The sequence below is a fragment of the Mycobacterium sp. MAC_080597_8934 genome (assembly GCF_000523975.1).
In the GTDB taxonomy this organism is placed as follows: Bacteria; Actinomycetota; Actinomycetes; order Mycobacteriales; family Mycobacteriaceae; genus Mycobacterium; species Mycobacterium avium.
In genome coordinates this window covers 104,883-120,212 of record NZ_JAOS01000031.1, presented here as the reverse complement: position 1 = coordinate 120,212, position 15,330 = coordinate 104,883, and the positions used below count along the sequence as shown (strand labels likewise).

The window sequence follows — 15,330 nt, the reverse complement described above, 5'->3', positions numbered from 1 at the left end:
ATGTTGTGCTGCTGTGCTTTAACCAGGCACCTGTTGGAGCCGGTTGGTCATGCCCAATTCGCGGCCGCGGTCCCACAGGAACGGCTGACCGCTCTTGTAGAACACCGTCTGGTCATAGCCGTACACGGTGATGTCGTGCGAAACCGAGTCGGCGATAACGGTGTTCGACGAACCCATCACCGTCACGGCATAGCAGTTGCCCAGCGCGGTGACGACGTTGCCGGTGCCGTTGACCAGCAGGGTGGCGTCGTTGCAGTCGATGGTCTGCTCGGTGTCCTGCCCGATGATGTGGGTGTCGCCGTTCTTGGCCTGCGCGACCCGCGGCGGGGCAACCGCCCCGGCGAGGACGGCAAGCGCGCAGGCGGCCAGTGACCCGGCGACGGTCGTCCACTTCACGGCGGGCCCCCTTTTGTCACGCGGCTCGAAGATGCTCGAACGAGGCAAGCATGACATTACGTGCAGATGCCCGCCGGAGGGCAGAGTTTCTTTTCCTTCGGCGCGCGTCAACTAGAGTCATTAGTTGATCCGTACCCGATCGAAGGGCGACCGCATGGCAGCTCAACCCGAACCGCCGACGGCGGCCGGGCGGCAGCGCGCGGGACGGCCCGCCGCCCGCCCGGCCAAGCTGAGCCGCGAGGGGATCATCGACGGCGCGCTGACGTTCCTGGATCGCGAGGGCTGGGACGCGCTGACCATCAACGCCCTGGCCACCCAGCTGGGCACCAAGGGGCCGTCGCTGTACAACCACGTGGACAGCCTGGAGGACCTGCGCCGCGCCGTGCGGATCCGGGTCATCGACGACATCATCACCATGCTCAACCGGGTCGGCGAGGGCCGCGCCCGCGACGACGCGGTGCTGGTCATGGCCGGCGCCTACCGCAGCTACGCCCACCACCACCCCGGCCGCTACTCGGCCTTCACCCGGATGCCGCTGGGCGGTGACGATCCCGAGTACACCGCCGCCACCCGCGGCGCGGCCGCACCGGTGATCTCGGTGCTGTCCTCCTACGGGCTGGACGGCGAGGAGGCGTTCCACGCCGCGCTGGAATTCTGGTCCGCCCTGCACGGCTTCGTGCTGCTGGAGATGACCGGCGTGATGGACGACATCGACACCGACGCCTTGTTCTCCGACATGGTGCTGCGGCTGGCGGCGGGTCTGGAACGGCGCACCGCGCACGGCTAGTTCGCCGCTTTGACCTGCGAGACCGGCGGCGGGTATTGTGGTTCCTCGTGCCTGGCGGCTTACGGCGCCTAACCGTAAGGAAGTGAATGCCGGGCGAATTCGCGTGTCCAGGATGCATCGGACCCCGGTCCGGTGCGCAGCGCATGCGACACACCCGGCCGCGGGGTGACCCGACCGGTCATAACTGCACTACGAAGACTTGACACCGCCCAAAAGACGCCAACACCAACACAGAAAGCCGCCTAGATGCCAACCATTCAGCAGCTGGTCCGCAAGGGTCGTCGGGACAAGATCGGCAAGGTCAAGACCGCGGCTCTCAAGGGCAGCCCGCAGCGCCGTGGCGTATGCACCCGCGTGTACACCACCACCCCGAAGAAGCCGAACTCGGCGCTTCGGAAGGTCGCCCGCGTGAAGCTGACGAGCCAGGTCGAGGTCACCGCCTACATCCCCGGCGAGGGCCACAACCTGCAGGAGCACTCCATGGTGCTGGTGCGCGGCGGCCGGGTGAAGGACCTGCCCGGTGTGCGGTACAAGATCATCCGCGGCTCGCTGGACACCCAGGGTGTCAAGAACCGCAAGCAGGCTCGCAGCCGTTACGGCGCCAAGAAGGAGAAGAGCTGATGCCGCGCAAGGGGCCCGCGCCGAAGCGCCCGTTGGTCAACGACCCGGTCTACGGGTCGCAACTGGTCACCCAGCTGGTGAACAAAGTCCTGCTGAAGGGGAAGAAATCGCTCGCCGAGCGCATTGTGTATGGTGCGCTCGAGAACGCCCGGGAGAAGACAGGTACCGATCCCGTGATCACGCTCAAGCGTGCTCTCGACAACGTCAAGCCCGCCCTCGAGGTGCGCAGCCGCCGGGTCGGCGGTGCCACCTACCAGGTGCCCGTCGAGGTGCGTCCGGACCGGTCCACCACGCTGGCGCTGCGCTGGCTTGTCAGCTTCTCGCGGCAACGCCGGGAGAAGACCATGGTCGAGCGGCTGGCAAACGAGATCCTGGATGCCAGCAACGGCCTCGGGGCCTCCGTCAAGCGGCGCGAGGACACCCACAAGATGGCCGAGGCCAACCGCGCCTTCGCGCACTACCGCTGGTGATCAACGCCGCGCGCACAGTGGCGGCGGCGACAGCGAACTAACCGAGCAATCGAAAGAGTGGGAAGACTTCTGTGGCACAGAAGGACGTGCTGACCGACCTGACCAAGGTCCGCAACATCGGCATCATGGCGCACATCGACGCCGGCAAGACGACGACGACCGAGCGCATCCTCTACTACACCGGCATCAGCTACAAGATCGGTGAGGTGCACGACGGCGCCGCCACCATGGACTGGATGGAGCAGGAGCAGGAGCGGGGGATCACCATCACCTCCGCGGCCACCACCTGCTTCTGGAACGACAACCAGATCAACATCATCGACACCCCGGGCCACGTCGACTTCACCGTGGAGGTGGAGCGCAGCCTGCGCGTGCTCGACGGCGCGGTCGCGGTGTTCGACGGCAAGGAGGGCGTCGAGCCGCAGTCCGAGCAGGTGTGGCGCCAGGCCGACAAGTACGACGTCCCGCGCATCTGCTTCGTCAACAAGATGGACAAGATCGGCGCCGACTTCTACTTCTCCGTGCGCACCATGGAGGAGCGGTTGGGCGCCAACGTCATCCCGATCCAGATCCCCGTCGGCTCCGAGGGCGACTTCGAGGGCGTCGTCGACCTGGTCGAGATGAAGGCCAAGGTGTGGAGCGCCGAGGCCAAGCTCGGCGAGAAGTACGACGTCGTCGACATCCCCGCCGACCTGCAGGAGAAGGCCGAGGAGTACCGCACCAAGCTGCTCGAGGCCGTCGCCGAGACGGACGAGGCGCTGCTGGACAAGTACCTCGGCGGTGAAGAGCTCACGATCGAGGAGATCAAGGGAGCCATCCGCAAGCTGACCATCAGCTCGGAGGCCTACCCGGTGCTGTGCGGCAGCGCGTTCAAGAACAAGGGCGTGCAGCCCATGCTGGACGCGGTCATCGACTACCTGCCGTCGCCGCTGGACGTCCCGCCCGCCGAGGGCCACGTCCCCGGCAAGGAAGAAGAGCTGATCACCCGCAAGCCGTCGACGGACGAGCCATTCTCCGCGCTGGCGTTCAAGGTCGCCACGCACCCGTTCTTCGGCAAGCTGACCTACGTCCGGGTGTACTCGGGCAAGGTCGACTCGGGCAGCCAGGTCATCAACTCCACCAAGGGCAAGAAGGAGCGGCTGGGCAAGCTGTTCCAGATGCACTCCAACAAGGAGAACCCGGTGGAGACCGCCTCGGCCGGTCACATCTACGCGGTGATCGGGCTGAAGGACACCACCACCGGTGACACCCTGAGCGATCCGAACCACCAGATCGTGCTGGAGTCGATGACCTTCCCCGACCCGGTCATCGAGGTGGCCATCGAGCCCAAGACCAAGAGCGACCAGGAGAAGCTGAGCCTGTCGATCCAGAAGCTCGCCGAGGAGGACCCCACCTTCAAGGTGCACCTGGACCAGGAGACCGGCCAGACCGTCATCGGTGGCATGGGTGAGCTGCACCTGGACATCCTGGTGGACCGGATGCGCCGCGAGTTCAAGGTCGAGGCCAACGTCGGCAAGCCGCAGGTGGCCTACAAGGAGACCATCCGCCGCAAGGTGGAGAACGTCGAGTACACCCACAAGAAGCAGACCGGTGGCTCGGGCCAGTTCGCGAAGGTCATCATCAACCTCGAACCGTTCACCGGCGAGGACGGCGCGACCTACGAGTTCGAGAACAAGGTCACCGGTGGCCGCATCCCGCGCGAGTACATCCCGTCGGTCGACGCCGGCGCGCAGGACGCCATGCAGTACGGTGTGCTGGCCGGTTACCCGCTGGTGAACCTCAAGGTGACCCTGCTCGACGGTGCCTTCCACGAGGTCGACTCGTCGGAGATGGCCTTCAAGATCGCCGGTTCGCAGGTGCTGAAAAAGGCTGCGGCGCAAGCCCAGCCGGTCATCCTGGAACCGATCATGGCCGTCGAGGTCACCACGCCCGAGGACTACATGGGCGACGTGATCGGCGACCTGAACTCCCGCCGTGGCCAGATCCAGGCCATGGAGGAGCGCAGCGGCGCTCGCGTGGTCAAGGCGCACGTGCCGCTGTCGGAGATGTTCGGCTACGTCGGCGACCTGCGGTCCAAGACCCAAGGCCGGGCGAACTACTCCATGGTCTTCGACTCCTACGCCGAAGTGCCGGCCAACGTGTCGAAGGAGATCATCGCGAAGGCGACGGGTCAGTGAGTGTCAACTCACTGGCTCGGAGCCGAGCAATCGGCTCAGCGAAGGCGACGGGTCAGTAGCTACTGGCAGCGGAGTAATCTTGCCGGGTCATTGGAATGCCTTGGGCGCGGCACAACTGAAAACACCAACACTGCTTTAACAAGCACCAACTAGTCCAGGAGGACACAGAAGTGGCGAAGGCGAAGTTCGAGCGGACGAAGCCGCACGTCAACATCGGGACCATCGGTCACGTTGACCACGGCAAGACCACGCTGACCGCGGCTATCACCAAGGTTCTGCACGACAAGTACCCGGACCTGAACGAGTCCCGCGCGTTCGACCAGATCGACAACGCGCCCGAGGAGCGTCAGCGCGGTATCACCATCAACATCTCCCACGTGGAGTACCAGACCGACAAGCGGCATTACGCTCACGTCGACGCCCCGGGTCACGCCGACTACATCAAGAACATGATCACCGGCGCCGCCCAGATGGACGGCGCGATCCTGGTGGTCGCCGCCACCGACGGCCCGATGCCGCAGACCCGCGAGCACGTGCTGCTGGCCCGTCAGGTCGGTGTGCCCTACATCCTGGTCGCGCTGAACAAGGCCGACATGGTCGACGACGAGGAGCTGCTCGAGCTCGTCGAGATGGAGGTCCGCGAGCTGCTGGCCGCCCAGGAGTTCGACGAGGACGCCCCGGTGGTGCGGGTGTCGGCGCTCAAGGCGCTCGAGGGCGACGCCAAGTGGGTGGAGTCCGTCGAGCAGCTGATGGAGGCCGTCGACGAGTCGATCCCGGACCCGGTCCGCGAGACGGACAAGCCGTTCCTGATGCCGGTGGAGGACGTCTTCACCATCACCGGTCGTGGCACGGTGGTCACCGGCCGTGTCGAGCGCGGCGTGATCAACGTGAACGAGGAAGTCGAGATCGTCGGCATCCGCCCGTCCAGCACCAAGACCACGGTCACCGGTGTGGAGATGTTCCGCAAGCTGCTCGACCAGGGCCAGGCCGGTGACAACGTCGGTCTGCTGCTGCGTGGTATCAAGCGTGAGGACGTCGAGCGCGGTCAGGTCGTCACCAAGCCCGGCACCACCACGCCACACACCGAGTTCGAGGGCCAGGTCTACATCCTGTCCAAGGACGAGGGCGGCCGGCACACGCCGTTCTTCAACAACTACCGCCCGCAGTTCTACTTCCGCACCACCGACGTGACCGGTGTGGTGACGCTGCCGGAGGGCACCGAGATGGTGATGCCCGGTGACAACACCAACATCTCGGTGAAGCTGATCCAGCCCGTCGCCATGGACGAGGGTCTGCGGTTCGCCATCCGCGAGGGTGGTCGCACCGTCGGCGCCGGCCGGGTCGTCAAGATCATCAAGTAGTTCGCTCAGTCGGTTCAAAGCCCGGATTGCCCACGCGGCGATCCGGGCTTTGTTCTGCTGTGCGCCCCGCGGACCCGGATCGACGCCGGAGAAATAATGCGCCGACCGCGCGGCCTGCACTAGGATTTTGCGGTAGTTGTCCCTCGGGGACCGTAGGACGTGGCGGGGTGGTGCCGATGTCGTTCGTTCAAGCGACTCCGGAATTCGTCGCGGCTGCCGCGACGGATCTGGCCCGGATCGGGTCGACGATCAGTTCCGCGAACACCGCGGCGCTGGGTCCCACCTCCGGGGTGCTGGCTCCCGGCGCCGACGAGGTGTCGGCCAGCATCGCCGCCCTGTTCGACGCCCACTCCCAGGTCTATCAGGCGCTGTCCGCCCAGGCCGCCGCCTTCCACAGCCAGTTCGTGCAGTTGATGAACGGCGGCGCGCTGCAGTACGCCGTCACCGAGGCCGCCAACACCACGCCGCTGCAGAGCGCGGCCGGCCCGGCATCGGTGGCCGCGCAGCTGCCGGCGGTCAGCGGCGCGGTGGGCGGTTCGGCGCCGACGGCACCCGCGGCGCCCTGGCGGCGGCGGTGGCGCCGGCGGCGCCGCGGCACCCCGGCCGGCCGGCACGCCGGTCGCGGCGGCCCCGCGGGATCGGCGACGCTGGCCTCGGCCACCGCCCGGCCGGCCGGCCGGGTGGCGACGCCGCGTACGCGCCGGCCGGTTCCCGTCCCCGTGCAGCCGGCGGCTTCGTCGGCGCCGGCGCCGGCCGGCACGCCGCGGCGGCCGCGCAGCCCGAGCGGCGCCGCAGACCTCGGCCGGCCGGCGCTGCCTGTCTCGGCGCGCCCCGCGCCGCACGCCCCCGCCCAGGCGCAACCCGCGACCGCCCCGGTGCGCCGAGTGCCCATCGTGCCGCCGGAGTCCGGGTAAGCGGTTTGCGCGTATCGCCGCCGCGGCGACGCCGTGAGCGCTAATCTGACACGGATTCCCCAGCAAGACCGAGGAGGGGCAAGTGTTAGCGCGCTACCTGAAAGCACAGTTGGTGGTTTTGCTGTGCGGCGGCCTGGTCGGGCCGATCTTCTTGGTCGTGTACTTCACGCTGGGGCTCGGCAGCCTGCTGCAGTGGATGTTCTACGTCGGCCTGCTCATCACCGTGGCCGACGTGCTGATCGCGCTCGCGCTGGCCAACTACGGGGCGAAGTCGTCGGAGAAACTGGCCGCGCTCGAGCAGAACGGGGTGCTGGCGCTGGCCCAGATCACCGGCATCACCGAAACCGGGACCTGGGTGAACAACCAGCAGGTCGTCAAGGTGCACCTGCACATCGCCGGCCCCGGGCTGGTGCCGTTCGACAGCGAGGACCGCGTCATCGCCAGCGTCACCCGGCTGGGCAACCTCAACGCCCGCAAGGTGGTGGTGCTGGTCAATCCCACCACCAACGAATACCGAATCGACTGGGAGCGAAGCGCTTTGGTCAACGGCCTGGTGCCGGCGCAGTTCACCGTCGCCGAGGACAACACCACCTACGACCTGAGCGGGCAGGCCGGCCCGCTGATGGAGATCATGCAGATCCTCAAGGCCAACAACATCCCTTTGAACCGGATGGTCGACATCCGGTCGAACCCGGCGCTGCGCGCCCAGATCCAGGCGGTGGTGCGCCGGGCGGCCCAGCAGCAGGCGCCGGCCGGGCAACCCGCGCCGGCGGGGCAACCGGCGACCGGGCAGCCGTCGGCGCCGGTGGCCGCCCCGCCGGGACCGTCGATCGCCGCGCGGCTGCAGGAGCTCAACGATCTGCACGCCAGCGGGGCGCTCACCGAGCAGGAATACAACAGCCGGCGGGCCGCGATCATCGCCGAGATCTGACGCGGTTTCCGGCAACCGCCGGGCGAATTAGAACACGTTTCAGTTCCGCTGCTAGCCTGGCTTGGTCTACTGGCGGTCGAAGGGATGAGCTGTGGCGGGACAGGCCGGATCACTGCAGGGGCGGGTGGCATTCATCACCGGGGCGGCCCGCGGGCAGGGACGCTCGCACGCGGTGCGGCTGGCCGCCGAGGGCGCCGACATCATCGCGTGCGACATCTGCGCGCCGGTGTCGGCCAGCGTCACCTACGCCCCGGCCAGCCCCGAGGACCTCGACGAGACCGCCCGGCTGGTGGAAGATCAGGGCCGCAAGGCCTTGACCCGCGTCCTCGACGTCCGCGACGACGCCGCCCTGCGGGAGCTGGTCGCCGACGGCATGGAGCAGTTCGGCCGGCTGGACGTCGTGGTGGCCAACGCCGGCGTGCTCAGCTGGGGCCGCGTCTGGGAACTCACCGACGAGCAGTGGGACACCGTCATCGGCGTCAACCTGACCGGCACCTGGCGCACCCTGCGCGCCACCGTGCCGGCGATGATCGAGGCGGGCAACGGCGGCTCCATCGTGGTGGTCAGCTCCTCGGCCGGGCTCAAGGCCACCCCCGGCAACGGCCACTACTCGGCCAGCAAACACGGGTTGACCGCGCTCACCAACACGCTGGCCATCGAGCTCGGCGAATACGGTATCCGGGTCAACTCCATCCACCCGTACTCGGTCGAAACCCCGATGATCGAGCCCGAGGCGATGATGGAGATCTTCGCCCGCCATCCCAGCTTCGTGCACAGCTTCCCGCCAATGCCGGTGCAGCCCAACGGTTTCATGACCGCCGACGAGGTCGCCGACGTGGTGGCCTGGCTGGCCGGCGACGGCTCGGGCACGCTGACCGGCACGCAGATCCCCGTTGATAAGGGCGCCCTAAAGTACTGAGCGGCCATCGTGCTAAGAACTCCACGTGAGTAGTGACGCAAGCGCCAGCAACGGAATCGTGATCGTCGGCGGCGGCCTGGCCGCCGCCCGCACCGCCGAGCAGCTGCGGCGCTCGGAGTATTCCGGGCCCATCACCATCGTCAGCGACGAGGTGCACCTGCCCTACGACCGCCCGCCGCTGTCCAAAGAGGTGTTGCGCAAAGAGGTGGACGACACCGCGCTCAAACCCCGCCAGTGGTACGACGACAACGACATCACGCTGCGGCTGGGGTCGGCCGCGCGCAGCCTGGACACCGCGGCGCAGACGCTGACGCTCGAGGACGGCACCACGCTCGGCTACGACGAACTCGTCATCGCCACCGGCCTGGTGCCGCGGCGCATCCCGACCATCCCGGACCTGGACGGCATCCGGGTGCTGCGGACCTTCGACGAGAGCCTGGCGCTGCGCGAGCACGCGTCCGCGGCGCAGCGCGCGGTGATCATCGGCGCCGGCTTCATCGGCTGCGAGGTGGCCGCCAGCCTGCGCAGCCTGGGCGTGGACGTGGTGCTGGTCGAGCCGCAACCGACCCCGCTGGCCGCGGTGCTGGGCGAGCAGATCGGCGAGCTGGTGGCCCGGCTGCACCGCGCCGAGGGCGTCGACGTGCGCCTCGGTGTCGGGGTGGCACAGGTGCGCGGTGACAGGCACGTCGAGGCGGTGGTGCTGACCGACGGCACCGAGCTGGCGGCCGACGTGGTGGTGATCGGCATCGGGTCGCGTCCGGCCACCGATTGGCTCGAGGGCAGCGGCGTGGCGATCGACAGCGTCGACCGGGGCGTCCTGTGCGACGAGGCCGGACGCACCAGCGCCCCCAACGTGTGGGCGCTCGGCGACGTCGCGTCGTGGCGCGACGCGACGGGACACCAAGGGCGGGTGGAACATTGGAGCAACGTCGCGGACCAGGCCCGGGTGGTGGTGCCGGCGATGCTGGGCAAGGAGGTGCCGCCGGTGGTGGTGGTGCCCTACTTCTGGAGCGACCAGTACGACGTCAAGATCCAGTGCCTGGGTGAACCGGAGGCCGGCGACATCGTCCACATCGTGGAGGACGACGGCCGCAAGTTCCTGGCCTACTACGAACGCGACGGGGCCCTGGTCGGGGTGGTCGGTGGCGGCATGCCGGGCAAGGTCATGAAGACCCGCGCCAAGATCGCCGCGGCCGTGCCGATCGCCGAGATGCTCGGCTGAGCCGACGGCGGGCGTTCAGCCGACGGCGGCCGCGTACTGGTCGCTGGGGACCTCGGTGTTGCGGATCACGGTGGCCAGCTGCTCGGCGATGCCCGGCGCGGCGACGACGGTCGACGCGGACTTGTGGGTGTGCGGGTTGCCCTGCGCGTCGGTCAGCCGCGCTCCGGCTTCGCGGGCGATCAGCGTCCCCGCGGCGGTGTCCCACGGCTTGTTGGACATCATCACGCAGGCGTCCAGGGCGCCCTCGGCGACGAACGCCAGGTCGAGCGTCGCGGCGCCGATCATCCGGATCCGCTCCGCCCGGGGCACCAGCTCGGCGGTGAGCGCCAGCCGGTGCGCGTTGAGCCGGCCCGCATCGTGGCCGACGGCGTAGTCGCCGAGCGAGACGATCGCCCCGCTGAGGCTGTCGGTGGCGCTGGCGGTGATCCGTTCCCCGTTGACGAACGCGCCCTTGGACTCGATCGCGTGGTAGGTCTTGCCCAGCAGGGGAGCGTGGGTGACGGCCACCACGGTGCGGCCGGCGTGCAGCAGGGCCAGCGATACCGCGCACAGCGGCAGCCCGTGCACGAAATTCGACGTGCCGTCCACCGGGTCGAGAACCCAGAGCCACTCGGCGGTTTCGATGTCGGGTTGGTGGTCGGACTCCTCGGCCAGCAGCGCGACGTCCGGCGTGGTCTGGGACAGGTAGTTGGCGATGTCACGCTGGATGGTCAGGTCGACATCGGATACCAGGTCGCGGTCACCCTTGTGCTGCACCGAGCTCGGCTGCGTTTTCTTCAACGTCGTGGCACCGATTTGCGTTGCCTGCCAAGCTATTTCAAAAAGCTCTTGCATTGACTTCATGGGAGAGACTTGCCTCGCTTCCAGTGGTGGCGTGCGTTCGGCGTCGTTCGATCATACGGGCTCGGCGATTTCGCGTCTCGCGCACCCCGGCGTCGTGCTGAACTAACGCGAAAAAGCTTAAGCCATCGACACTTTCGACGGTGATGCAGTTCACTCCAGGTGAATGTTTGAGCTCGCTCGTCGTGGGGAGCGTGACGCCGCTGTAGCGCGGGTCACAAAATTGCCAACGACCGCACGCCAAAACCATTGCGCTGGAAAAGCGTAACGCTGACCCGCGACGATTTTTGCTGTGGCCGCATCGGTTCTCGGGTTCGGTGCAGCGGCTGCAGAGCTCGGTTAGGGTCTGCTGTCGGGCGATATCGAGGGGCCTTCGGGCAAGTCGGCTCCGAATCGTTCTCATCGAAGGAAAATCCAGCACGCGACTTGGCAGGCAGGTGATTGACCAGTGACAGTGATTGATGAGATATACAGCTCTTCCAGCGCGATTCCGACCGTCGCTCTCAATGACGAGGCGAAGATGCCAGTACTCGGCTTGGGGGTGGCCAAGCTGTCCGATGAGGAGACGGAAAGCTCGGTTCTCGCGGCGCTGGAAGCCGGCTGCCGCCTCATCGACACCGCTGCCTCCTACGGAAACGAAGCCGCCGTCGGCCGGGCCATCGCCGCGTCGGGCATCCCTCGCGAGGAACTGTTCGTCACCACCAAACTGGGCACCTCGCGGCAGGGCTTCCACAGTGCCCAGGAGTCGTGCAAGGAGAGCCTGGACAGGTTGGGGCTGGACTACCTCGACCTCTACCTGATCCACTGGCCGGCCCCGAAGCTGGGCAAGTACGTGGAGAGCTTCGAGGGCATGATCGAGGCCCGCGAGCGGGGCCACGTGCGCTCGATCGGCGTCTCGAACTTCACCGAGGACCTGCTGGCCACGGTGATCGAGGAGACCGACGAGGTGCCCGCGGTGAACCAGGTCGAGCTGCACCCGCGGCTCAACCAGGCCGAGCTGCGTCAGGTGCACGCCCAGCACGACGTGACGACGCAGTCCTACAGCCCGTTGGGCGTCGGCCGGCTGATCGAGGAGCCGACGGTGACGACGATTGCGGCCGAGTACGGCCGCACGCCGGCGCAGGTGCTGGTGCGGTGGAACCTGCAACTGGACAACGTCGTGGTCTCGCGGTCGTCCAAGCCGGAGCGGGTCGCCGAGAACCTGGACGTGTTCGACTTCACCCTGGAGCCCGAGCACATGGAGGCCATCGAGGGACTGCACGACGGCACCCGGGTGCTGCACGACCCGATGACCTTCATGGGAACCTGACGGTTTCGCGAAAACCGCAGCCCCCCTTGGTTTTTAGAGCCAGTCGACCGGCGGGCCGTGCGGATGGCACTGCGCCAGCGCGCGCGGCCCGCCGTCCGGCCAGCCGCGGGCGCGCACCAGGAACCTGATCGGTGCGCCCGGCCCGTCCCGGGCCGGCTCCATGGTCAGGTGGACCAACGGGGCGGACGCGCCGGCCCGTGCGCCCAGCGCGTCCACCCCGGCGCACACCGCGGCTCGTTCCCCGGCGGACAGGTACTGCCAGGTGATCGAGTGCCACAGCACGGTCAACGCGCCCTCGGCGAGGCTCAGGCGCCCGACCGCGTCGGCCGCCGTCCGGCGCTCGAGGGTGGCCGGGACCCGGCGGGCGACCTCGATGGCGCCGCGCAGCCGCGCCAGCCGCGCGGCCTGGTCGGGCCAGACGTAGCTCAGCACCGTCAGCTCGCCGTCGGGGTTCCCGACGTCAACGGGCGCGATGTCGAAGCCGTGCCGCTCGACGATCCGCACCCCGCGCGCCGGCGGCAGCGCGCCGCGCCAGGCGTCGTCGATGCAAACCGGCGAGTCGGCCGGTCCCCACCCGCCGCCGGCATACCGGTACCGGTAGTGGTCGGCCCGCAGGTTCAGCCCCGCGCTCGACCCGATCTCGAAAAGTCTTACCGGCAAACAGGATTCATTGATGTGCAGCAGCCCGCCGATCAGCGCGGCCGACCGGCCCACCTCGTTGGTCTGCGGTGGGCGGTCCAGCGCCGCGCGCAGCGCGGCGGCGTGCTCGGCCGCGGCGGCCAGGATCGGCGGCCACGCCGCCCCGGCGTCCCAGCTGCCGCCGGTGCTGGGATACCAGCGGCGCAGGGAGCCGGCGCGGCCGTCGAGCACCAGTCGGTGCAGGCCGCCGAGCAGCCGCAGCGGAATTGCGTCGCGCGACGGGGCGTCCCGGTGCCCGGACAGGATGTCGGCGAACACCCCGCCGGCCTCGACGTCGGAGGCCACCAGTTCGAACAGGTCGCCGTACATCGGCGAGCCCGAGGAGGCGCAGAAGCTGCCCTGCGCCCGCAGCATGTGCACCAGGTGCTCGGCGCTCACCGGTCCAGCCCGTTCAGCCCGGCGCCGACCACGTCGAAGGCGTTGCCCAGGGCCACCGGCAACGGCACTGACTCATCGCCCAGCCAATGCTCGTAGGCCGACAGCGCCACCCCCAGCATCATCCAGGCGACGGTCTGGGGCGCCAGGTCGGTCGTCTTGCACTCGCAGCGGCGGGCCACGAACCCGGCGATCACCTCGCGCCATCCGGCGTACATCGTCATCGAATACGCTTGCAGCTCAGCGGTTTGCAGGATGACGCGCATGCGCTGTCGGTGCCGCGCGGTCTCGGATTCGTCAAAGGTGTTGAAGGCCAACAACGCGGTGCGCAGCGCATCGCCCAGCGGTACCCGGGATTCGACGTTGTCCAGCAGCTCGCGCAGCCGGGCCAAATGAGTGTCGAAATCGCCCCAGGGGATGGCGTTCTTGGAGGCGTAGTAGCGGAACAGGGTGCGCCGCGAGATGCCGGCGGCCGCCGCGACGTCGTCCACGCTGACCTCGGCGAAACCCCGGGCGGTGAACAGGTCGATGGCGACGTCGGTGATGTGGTGCGGCGTGGTCGAGCGGCGCCTGCCCACCCGCTGCTGCGGCATCCCGGACCCCGGCCCTTCCATTTCGGCACTCGATGCCATATTCTGGCCGCGAGTGTGACTCAGACCCATCGTCGTCAAGACCGCAGGAAAGGCAAGGCCCCGTGGAGCACGAGACCGAAACCGACGCCCAACTCGTCACCGAGACCCTGGTCGAAGAGGTGTCCATCGACGGCATGTGCGGGGTCTACTGACCGTGCCGGCGCCCGCGCAGGCTCGCGCGGCCGGTGCCGCCTTCGATCCTGACCGCGGCTGGCGACTGCACCCGCAGGTGGCGGTGCGGCCGGAACCGTTCGGCGCGCTGCTCTACCACTTCGGCACCCGCAAGCTGTCGTTTCTGAAGAACCGCACCATCCTCACGGTGGTGCAGTCGTTGGCCGAGTACCCCGATGTCCGGTGCGCATGCCGCGCGGCGGGCATCGACGACGCCGGGCAGGCGCCGTACCTGCACGCGCTGGGCGTGCTCGCCGACTCCAACATGCTGGTGCCCCGGGAGGACCATCCATGACCACAGCGGCCCCTGTGCCCCGGCTGATCGAGCAGTTCGAGCACGGCCTCGACGCGCCCATCTGCTTGACCTGGGAGCTCACCTACGCCTGCAACCTGGCCTGCGTGCACTGCCTGTCCTCGTCGGGCAAGCGCGACCCGCGCGAGCTGTCCACCCGTCAGTGCATGGACATCATCGACGAGCTGGAACGCATGCAGGTCTTCTACGTCAACATCGGTGGCGGGGAACCCACTGTGCGGCCGGACTTTTGGGAGCTGGTCGACTATGCGACCGCACACCACGTCGGCGTGAAGTTCTCCACCAACGGGGTCCGGATCACGCCCGAGGTGGCCGCCCGGCTGGCGGCCAGCGACTACGTGGACGTGCAGATCTCGCTGGACGGCGCCACCGCCGAGGTCAACGACGCGGTGCGCGGGCCCGGCTCGTTCGACATGGCGGTGCGGGCGCTGCAAAACCTCGCCGACGCCGGCTTCACCCAGAACGGGGGCGCCAAGATCTCGGTGGTCGTCACCCGGCACAACGTCGGGCAGCTGGACGAATTCGCCGCGCTGGCAAGCCGTTACGGGGCCACGCTGCGCATCACCCGGCTGCGCCCGTCCGGCCGCGGCGCCGACGTCTGGGACGAGCTGCACCCCACCGCCGACCAGCAGGTGCAACTGTATGACTGGCTGGTCGCCAAGGGGGAACGGGTGCTCACCGGCGACTCGTTCTTCCACCTGGCCCCGCTCGGCCAGTCCGGCGCGCTGGCCGGTCTGAACATGTGCGGCGCGGGCCGCGTCGTCTGCCTGATCGACCCGGTCGGCGACGTGTACGCCTGCCCGTTCGCCATCCACGACCGCTTCCTGGCCGGAAACGTGTTGAGCGACGGCAGTTTTGACAACGTGTGGAAGAACGCCCCGCTGTTCCGCGAGCTGCGCGAACCGCAGTCGGCGGGCGCCTGCGGCAGCTGCGGGCACTACGACAGCTGCCGGGGCGGGTGCATGGCGGCCAAGTTCTTCACCGGCCTGCCGTTGGACGGCCCGGACCCCGAGTGCGTGCAGGGCCACAGCGCGGCGGCGCTGGCGGGCGACCGCGAGGCGCCCCGACCCCGGGCCGACCACTCCCGCGGCAAGCGCATCCGCCAACCCGTGCCGCTCACCCTCTCGGTGCGGCCGCCGGTCTTGACCCCCGCCGCGCCGCCGGCCCGGTTGTGCAACGAAAGCCCGGTCTGA

At 68.5% G+C, this 15,330-nt stretch carries 17 protein-coding genes; 13 read left to right on the top strand and 4 right to left on the bottom strand.

Annotated features, from left to right (window positions below):
- Positions 1 to 18: 18 nt before the first annotated feature.
- Positions 19 to 396, bottom strand: a complete 378-nt coding sequence (locus NF20_RS18935; protein WP_003873543.1) for a DUF3060 domain-containing protein — start codon at positions 394 to 396, stop codon at positions 19 to 21.
- Between the two features lie 154 nt (positions 397 to 550).
- Here NF20_RS18935 and NF20_RS18930 point away from each other — a divergent pair, with 154 nt between their 5' ends.
- The 9 genes from NF20_RS18930 (at position 551) to NF20_RS18890 (ending at position 9,798) form a co-directional block, all read left to right on the top strand.
- The gene (locus NF20_RS18930) at positions 551 to 1,183 is read left to right on the top strand and encodes a TetR/AcrR family transcriptional regulator (RefSeq protein ID WP_003873542.1); all 633 of its coding nucleotides are present in this window, start codon (positions 551 to 553) and stop codon (positions 1,181 to 1,183) included.
- A 246-nt stretch (positions 1,184 to 1,429) separates the two neighbouring features.
- Positions 1,430 to 1,804 (top strand): 30S ribosomal protein S12, encoded by a 375-nt coding sequence (rpsL, locus tag NF20_RS18925; RefSeq protein ID WP_003879423.1) that lies wholly within the window; start codon positions 1,430 to 1,432, stop codon positions 1,802 to 1,804.
- Positions 1,804 to 2,274: a 30S ribosomal protein S7 gene (gene rpsG / locus NF20_RS18920; protein WP_003873540.1), complete on the top strand. Its 471-nt coding sequence runs from the start codon at positions 1,804 to 1,806 to the stop codon at positions 2,272 to 2,274. The genes rpsL and rpsG overlap by 1 nt, the downstream gene beginning before the upstream one ends.
- 71 nt (positions 2,275 to 2,345) lie before the next feature.
- Positions 2,346 to 4,451, top strand: coding sequence for an elongation factor G (gene fusA / locus NF20_RS18915; protein ID WP_003879424.1), 2,106 nt, complete (start codon positions 2,346 to 2,348; stop codon positions 4,449 to 4,451).
- 170 nt (positions 4,452 to 4,621) lie between these two features.
- Complete coding sequence (tuf, locus tag NF20_RS18910) at positions 4,622 to 5,812, top strand: elongation factor Tu (RefSeq protein WP_003873538.1); 1,191 nt, start codon at positions 4,622 to 4,624, stop codon at positions 5,810 to 5,812.
- Positions 5,813 to 5,988: 176 nt separating this feature from the next.
- The gene (locus tag NF20_RS28745; protein ID WP_322887919.1) at positions 5,989 to 6,726 is read left to right on the top strand and encodes a PE family protein; all 738 of its coding nucleotides are present in this window, start codon (positions 5,989 to 5,991) and stop codon (positions 6,724 to 6,726) included.
- 82 nt (positions 6,727 to 6,808) lie between these two features.
- On the top strand, positions 6,809 to 7,657 hold the full coding sequence (locus NF20_RS18900) for an SHOCT domain-containing protein (RefSeq protein WP_009979115.1): 849 nt from the start codon (positions 6,809 to 6,811) through the stop codon (positions 7,655 to 7,657).
- A gap of 91 nt (positions 7,658 to 7,748) precedes the next feature.
- Positions 7,749 to 8,576 carry a mycofactocin-coupled SDR family oxidoreductase gene (locus NF20_RS18895; protein ID WP_003879429.1) on the top strand — a complete coding sequence of 276 codons (828 nt, stop codon included), beginning with the start codon at positions 7,749 to 7,751 and terminating at the stop codon, positions 8,574 to 8,576.
- A 25-nt stretch (positions 8,577 to 8,601) separates the two neighbouring features.
- Positions 8,602 to 9,798: an NAD(P)/FAD-dependent oxidoreductase gene (locus NF20_RS18890; RefSeq protein WP_033712965.1), complete on the top strand. Its 1,197-nt coding sequence runs from the start codon at positions 8,602 to 8,604 to the stop codon at positions 9,796 to 9,798.
- A 15-nt stretch (positions 9,799 to 9,813) separates the two neighbouring features.
- Here NF20_RS18890 and NF20_RS18885 read toward each other — a convergent pair whose 3' ends face one another.
- Positions 9,814 to 10,641 carry an inositol monophosphatase family protein gene (locus NF20_RS18885; protein ID WP_023862235.1) on the bottom strand — a complete coding sequence of 276 codons (828 nt, stop codon included), beginning with the start codon at positions 10,639 to 10,641 and terminating at the stop codon, positions 9,814 to 9,816.
- A 445-nt stretch (positions 10,642 to 11,086) separates the two neighbouring features.
- Between NF20_RS18885 and NF20_RS18880 the strand changes: the two genes are divergently transcribed.
- Complete coding sequence (locus tag NF20_RS18880; protein WP_011726085.1) at positions 11,087 to 11,947, top strand: aldo/keto reductase; 861 nt, start codon at positions 11,087 to 11,089, stop codon at positions 11,945 to 11,947.
- A gap of 33 nt (positions 11,948 to 11,980) precedes the next feature.
- Here NF20_RS18880 and NF20_RS18875 read toward each other — a convergent pair whose 3' ends face one another.
- Both NF20_RS18875 and mftR read right to left on the bottom strand, forming a co-directional pair.
- Positions 11,981 to 13,024, bottom strand: coding sequence for a DUF2332 domain-containing protein (locus NF20_RS18875; protein ID WP_033712964.1), 1,044 nt, complete (start codon positions 13,022 to 13,024; stop codon positions 11,981 to 11,983).
- Positions 13,021 to 13,614, bottom strand: coding sequence for a mycofactocin system transcriptional regulator (mftR, locus tag NF20_RS18870; RefSeq protein ID WP_003879434.1), 594 nt, complete (start codon positions 13,612 to 13,614; stop codon positions 13,021 to 13,023). Before mftR ends, NF20_RS18875 begins: the two co-directional genes overlap by 4 nt.
- Before the next feature lie 101 nt (positions 13,615 to 13,715).
- Here mftR and mftA point away from each other — a divergent pair, with 101 nt between their 5' ends.
- From mftA to mftC, 3 genes are read left to right on the top strand one after another with little or no spacing between them, the layout of a single operon-like run.
- Entirely contained in the window at positions 13,716 to 13,805 is a 90-nt protein-coding gene (gene mftA, locus NF20_RS18865) for a mycofactocin precursor MftA (RefSeq protein WP_003873527.1), read from the top strand.
- Positions 13,790 to 14,119, top strand: coding sequence for a mycofactocin biosynthesis chaperone MftB (gene mftB / locus NF20_RS18860; protein WP_003873526.1), 330 nt, complete (start codon positions 13,790 to 13,792; stop codon positions 14,117 to 14,119). The genes mftA and mftB overlap by 16 nt, the downstream gene beginning before the upstream one ends.
- Positions 14,116 to 15,330, top strand: coding sequence for a mycofactocin radical SAM maturase (gene mftC, locus NF20_RS18855; protein ID WP_033712963.1), 1,215 nt, complete (start codon positions 14,116 to 14,118; stop codon positions 15,328 to 15,330). The genes mftB and mftC overlap by 4 nt, the downstream gene beginning before the upstream one ends.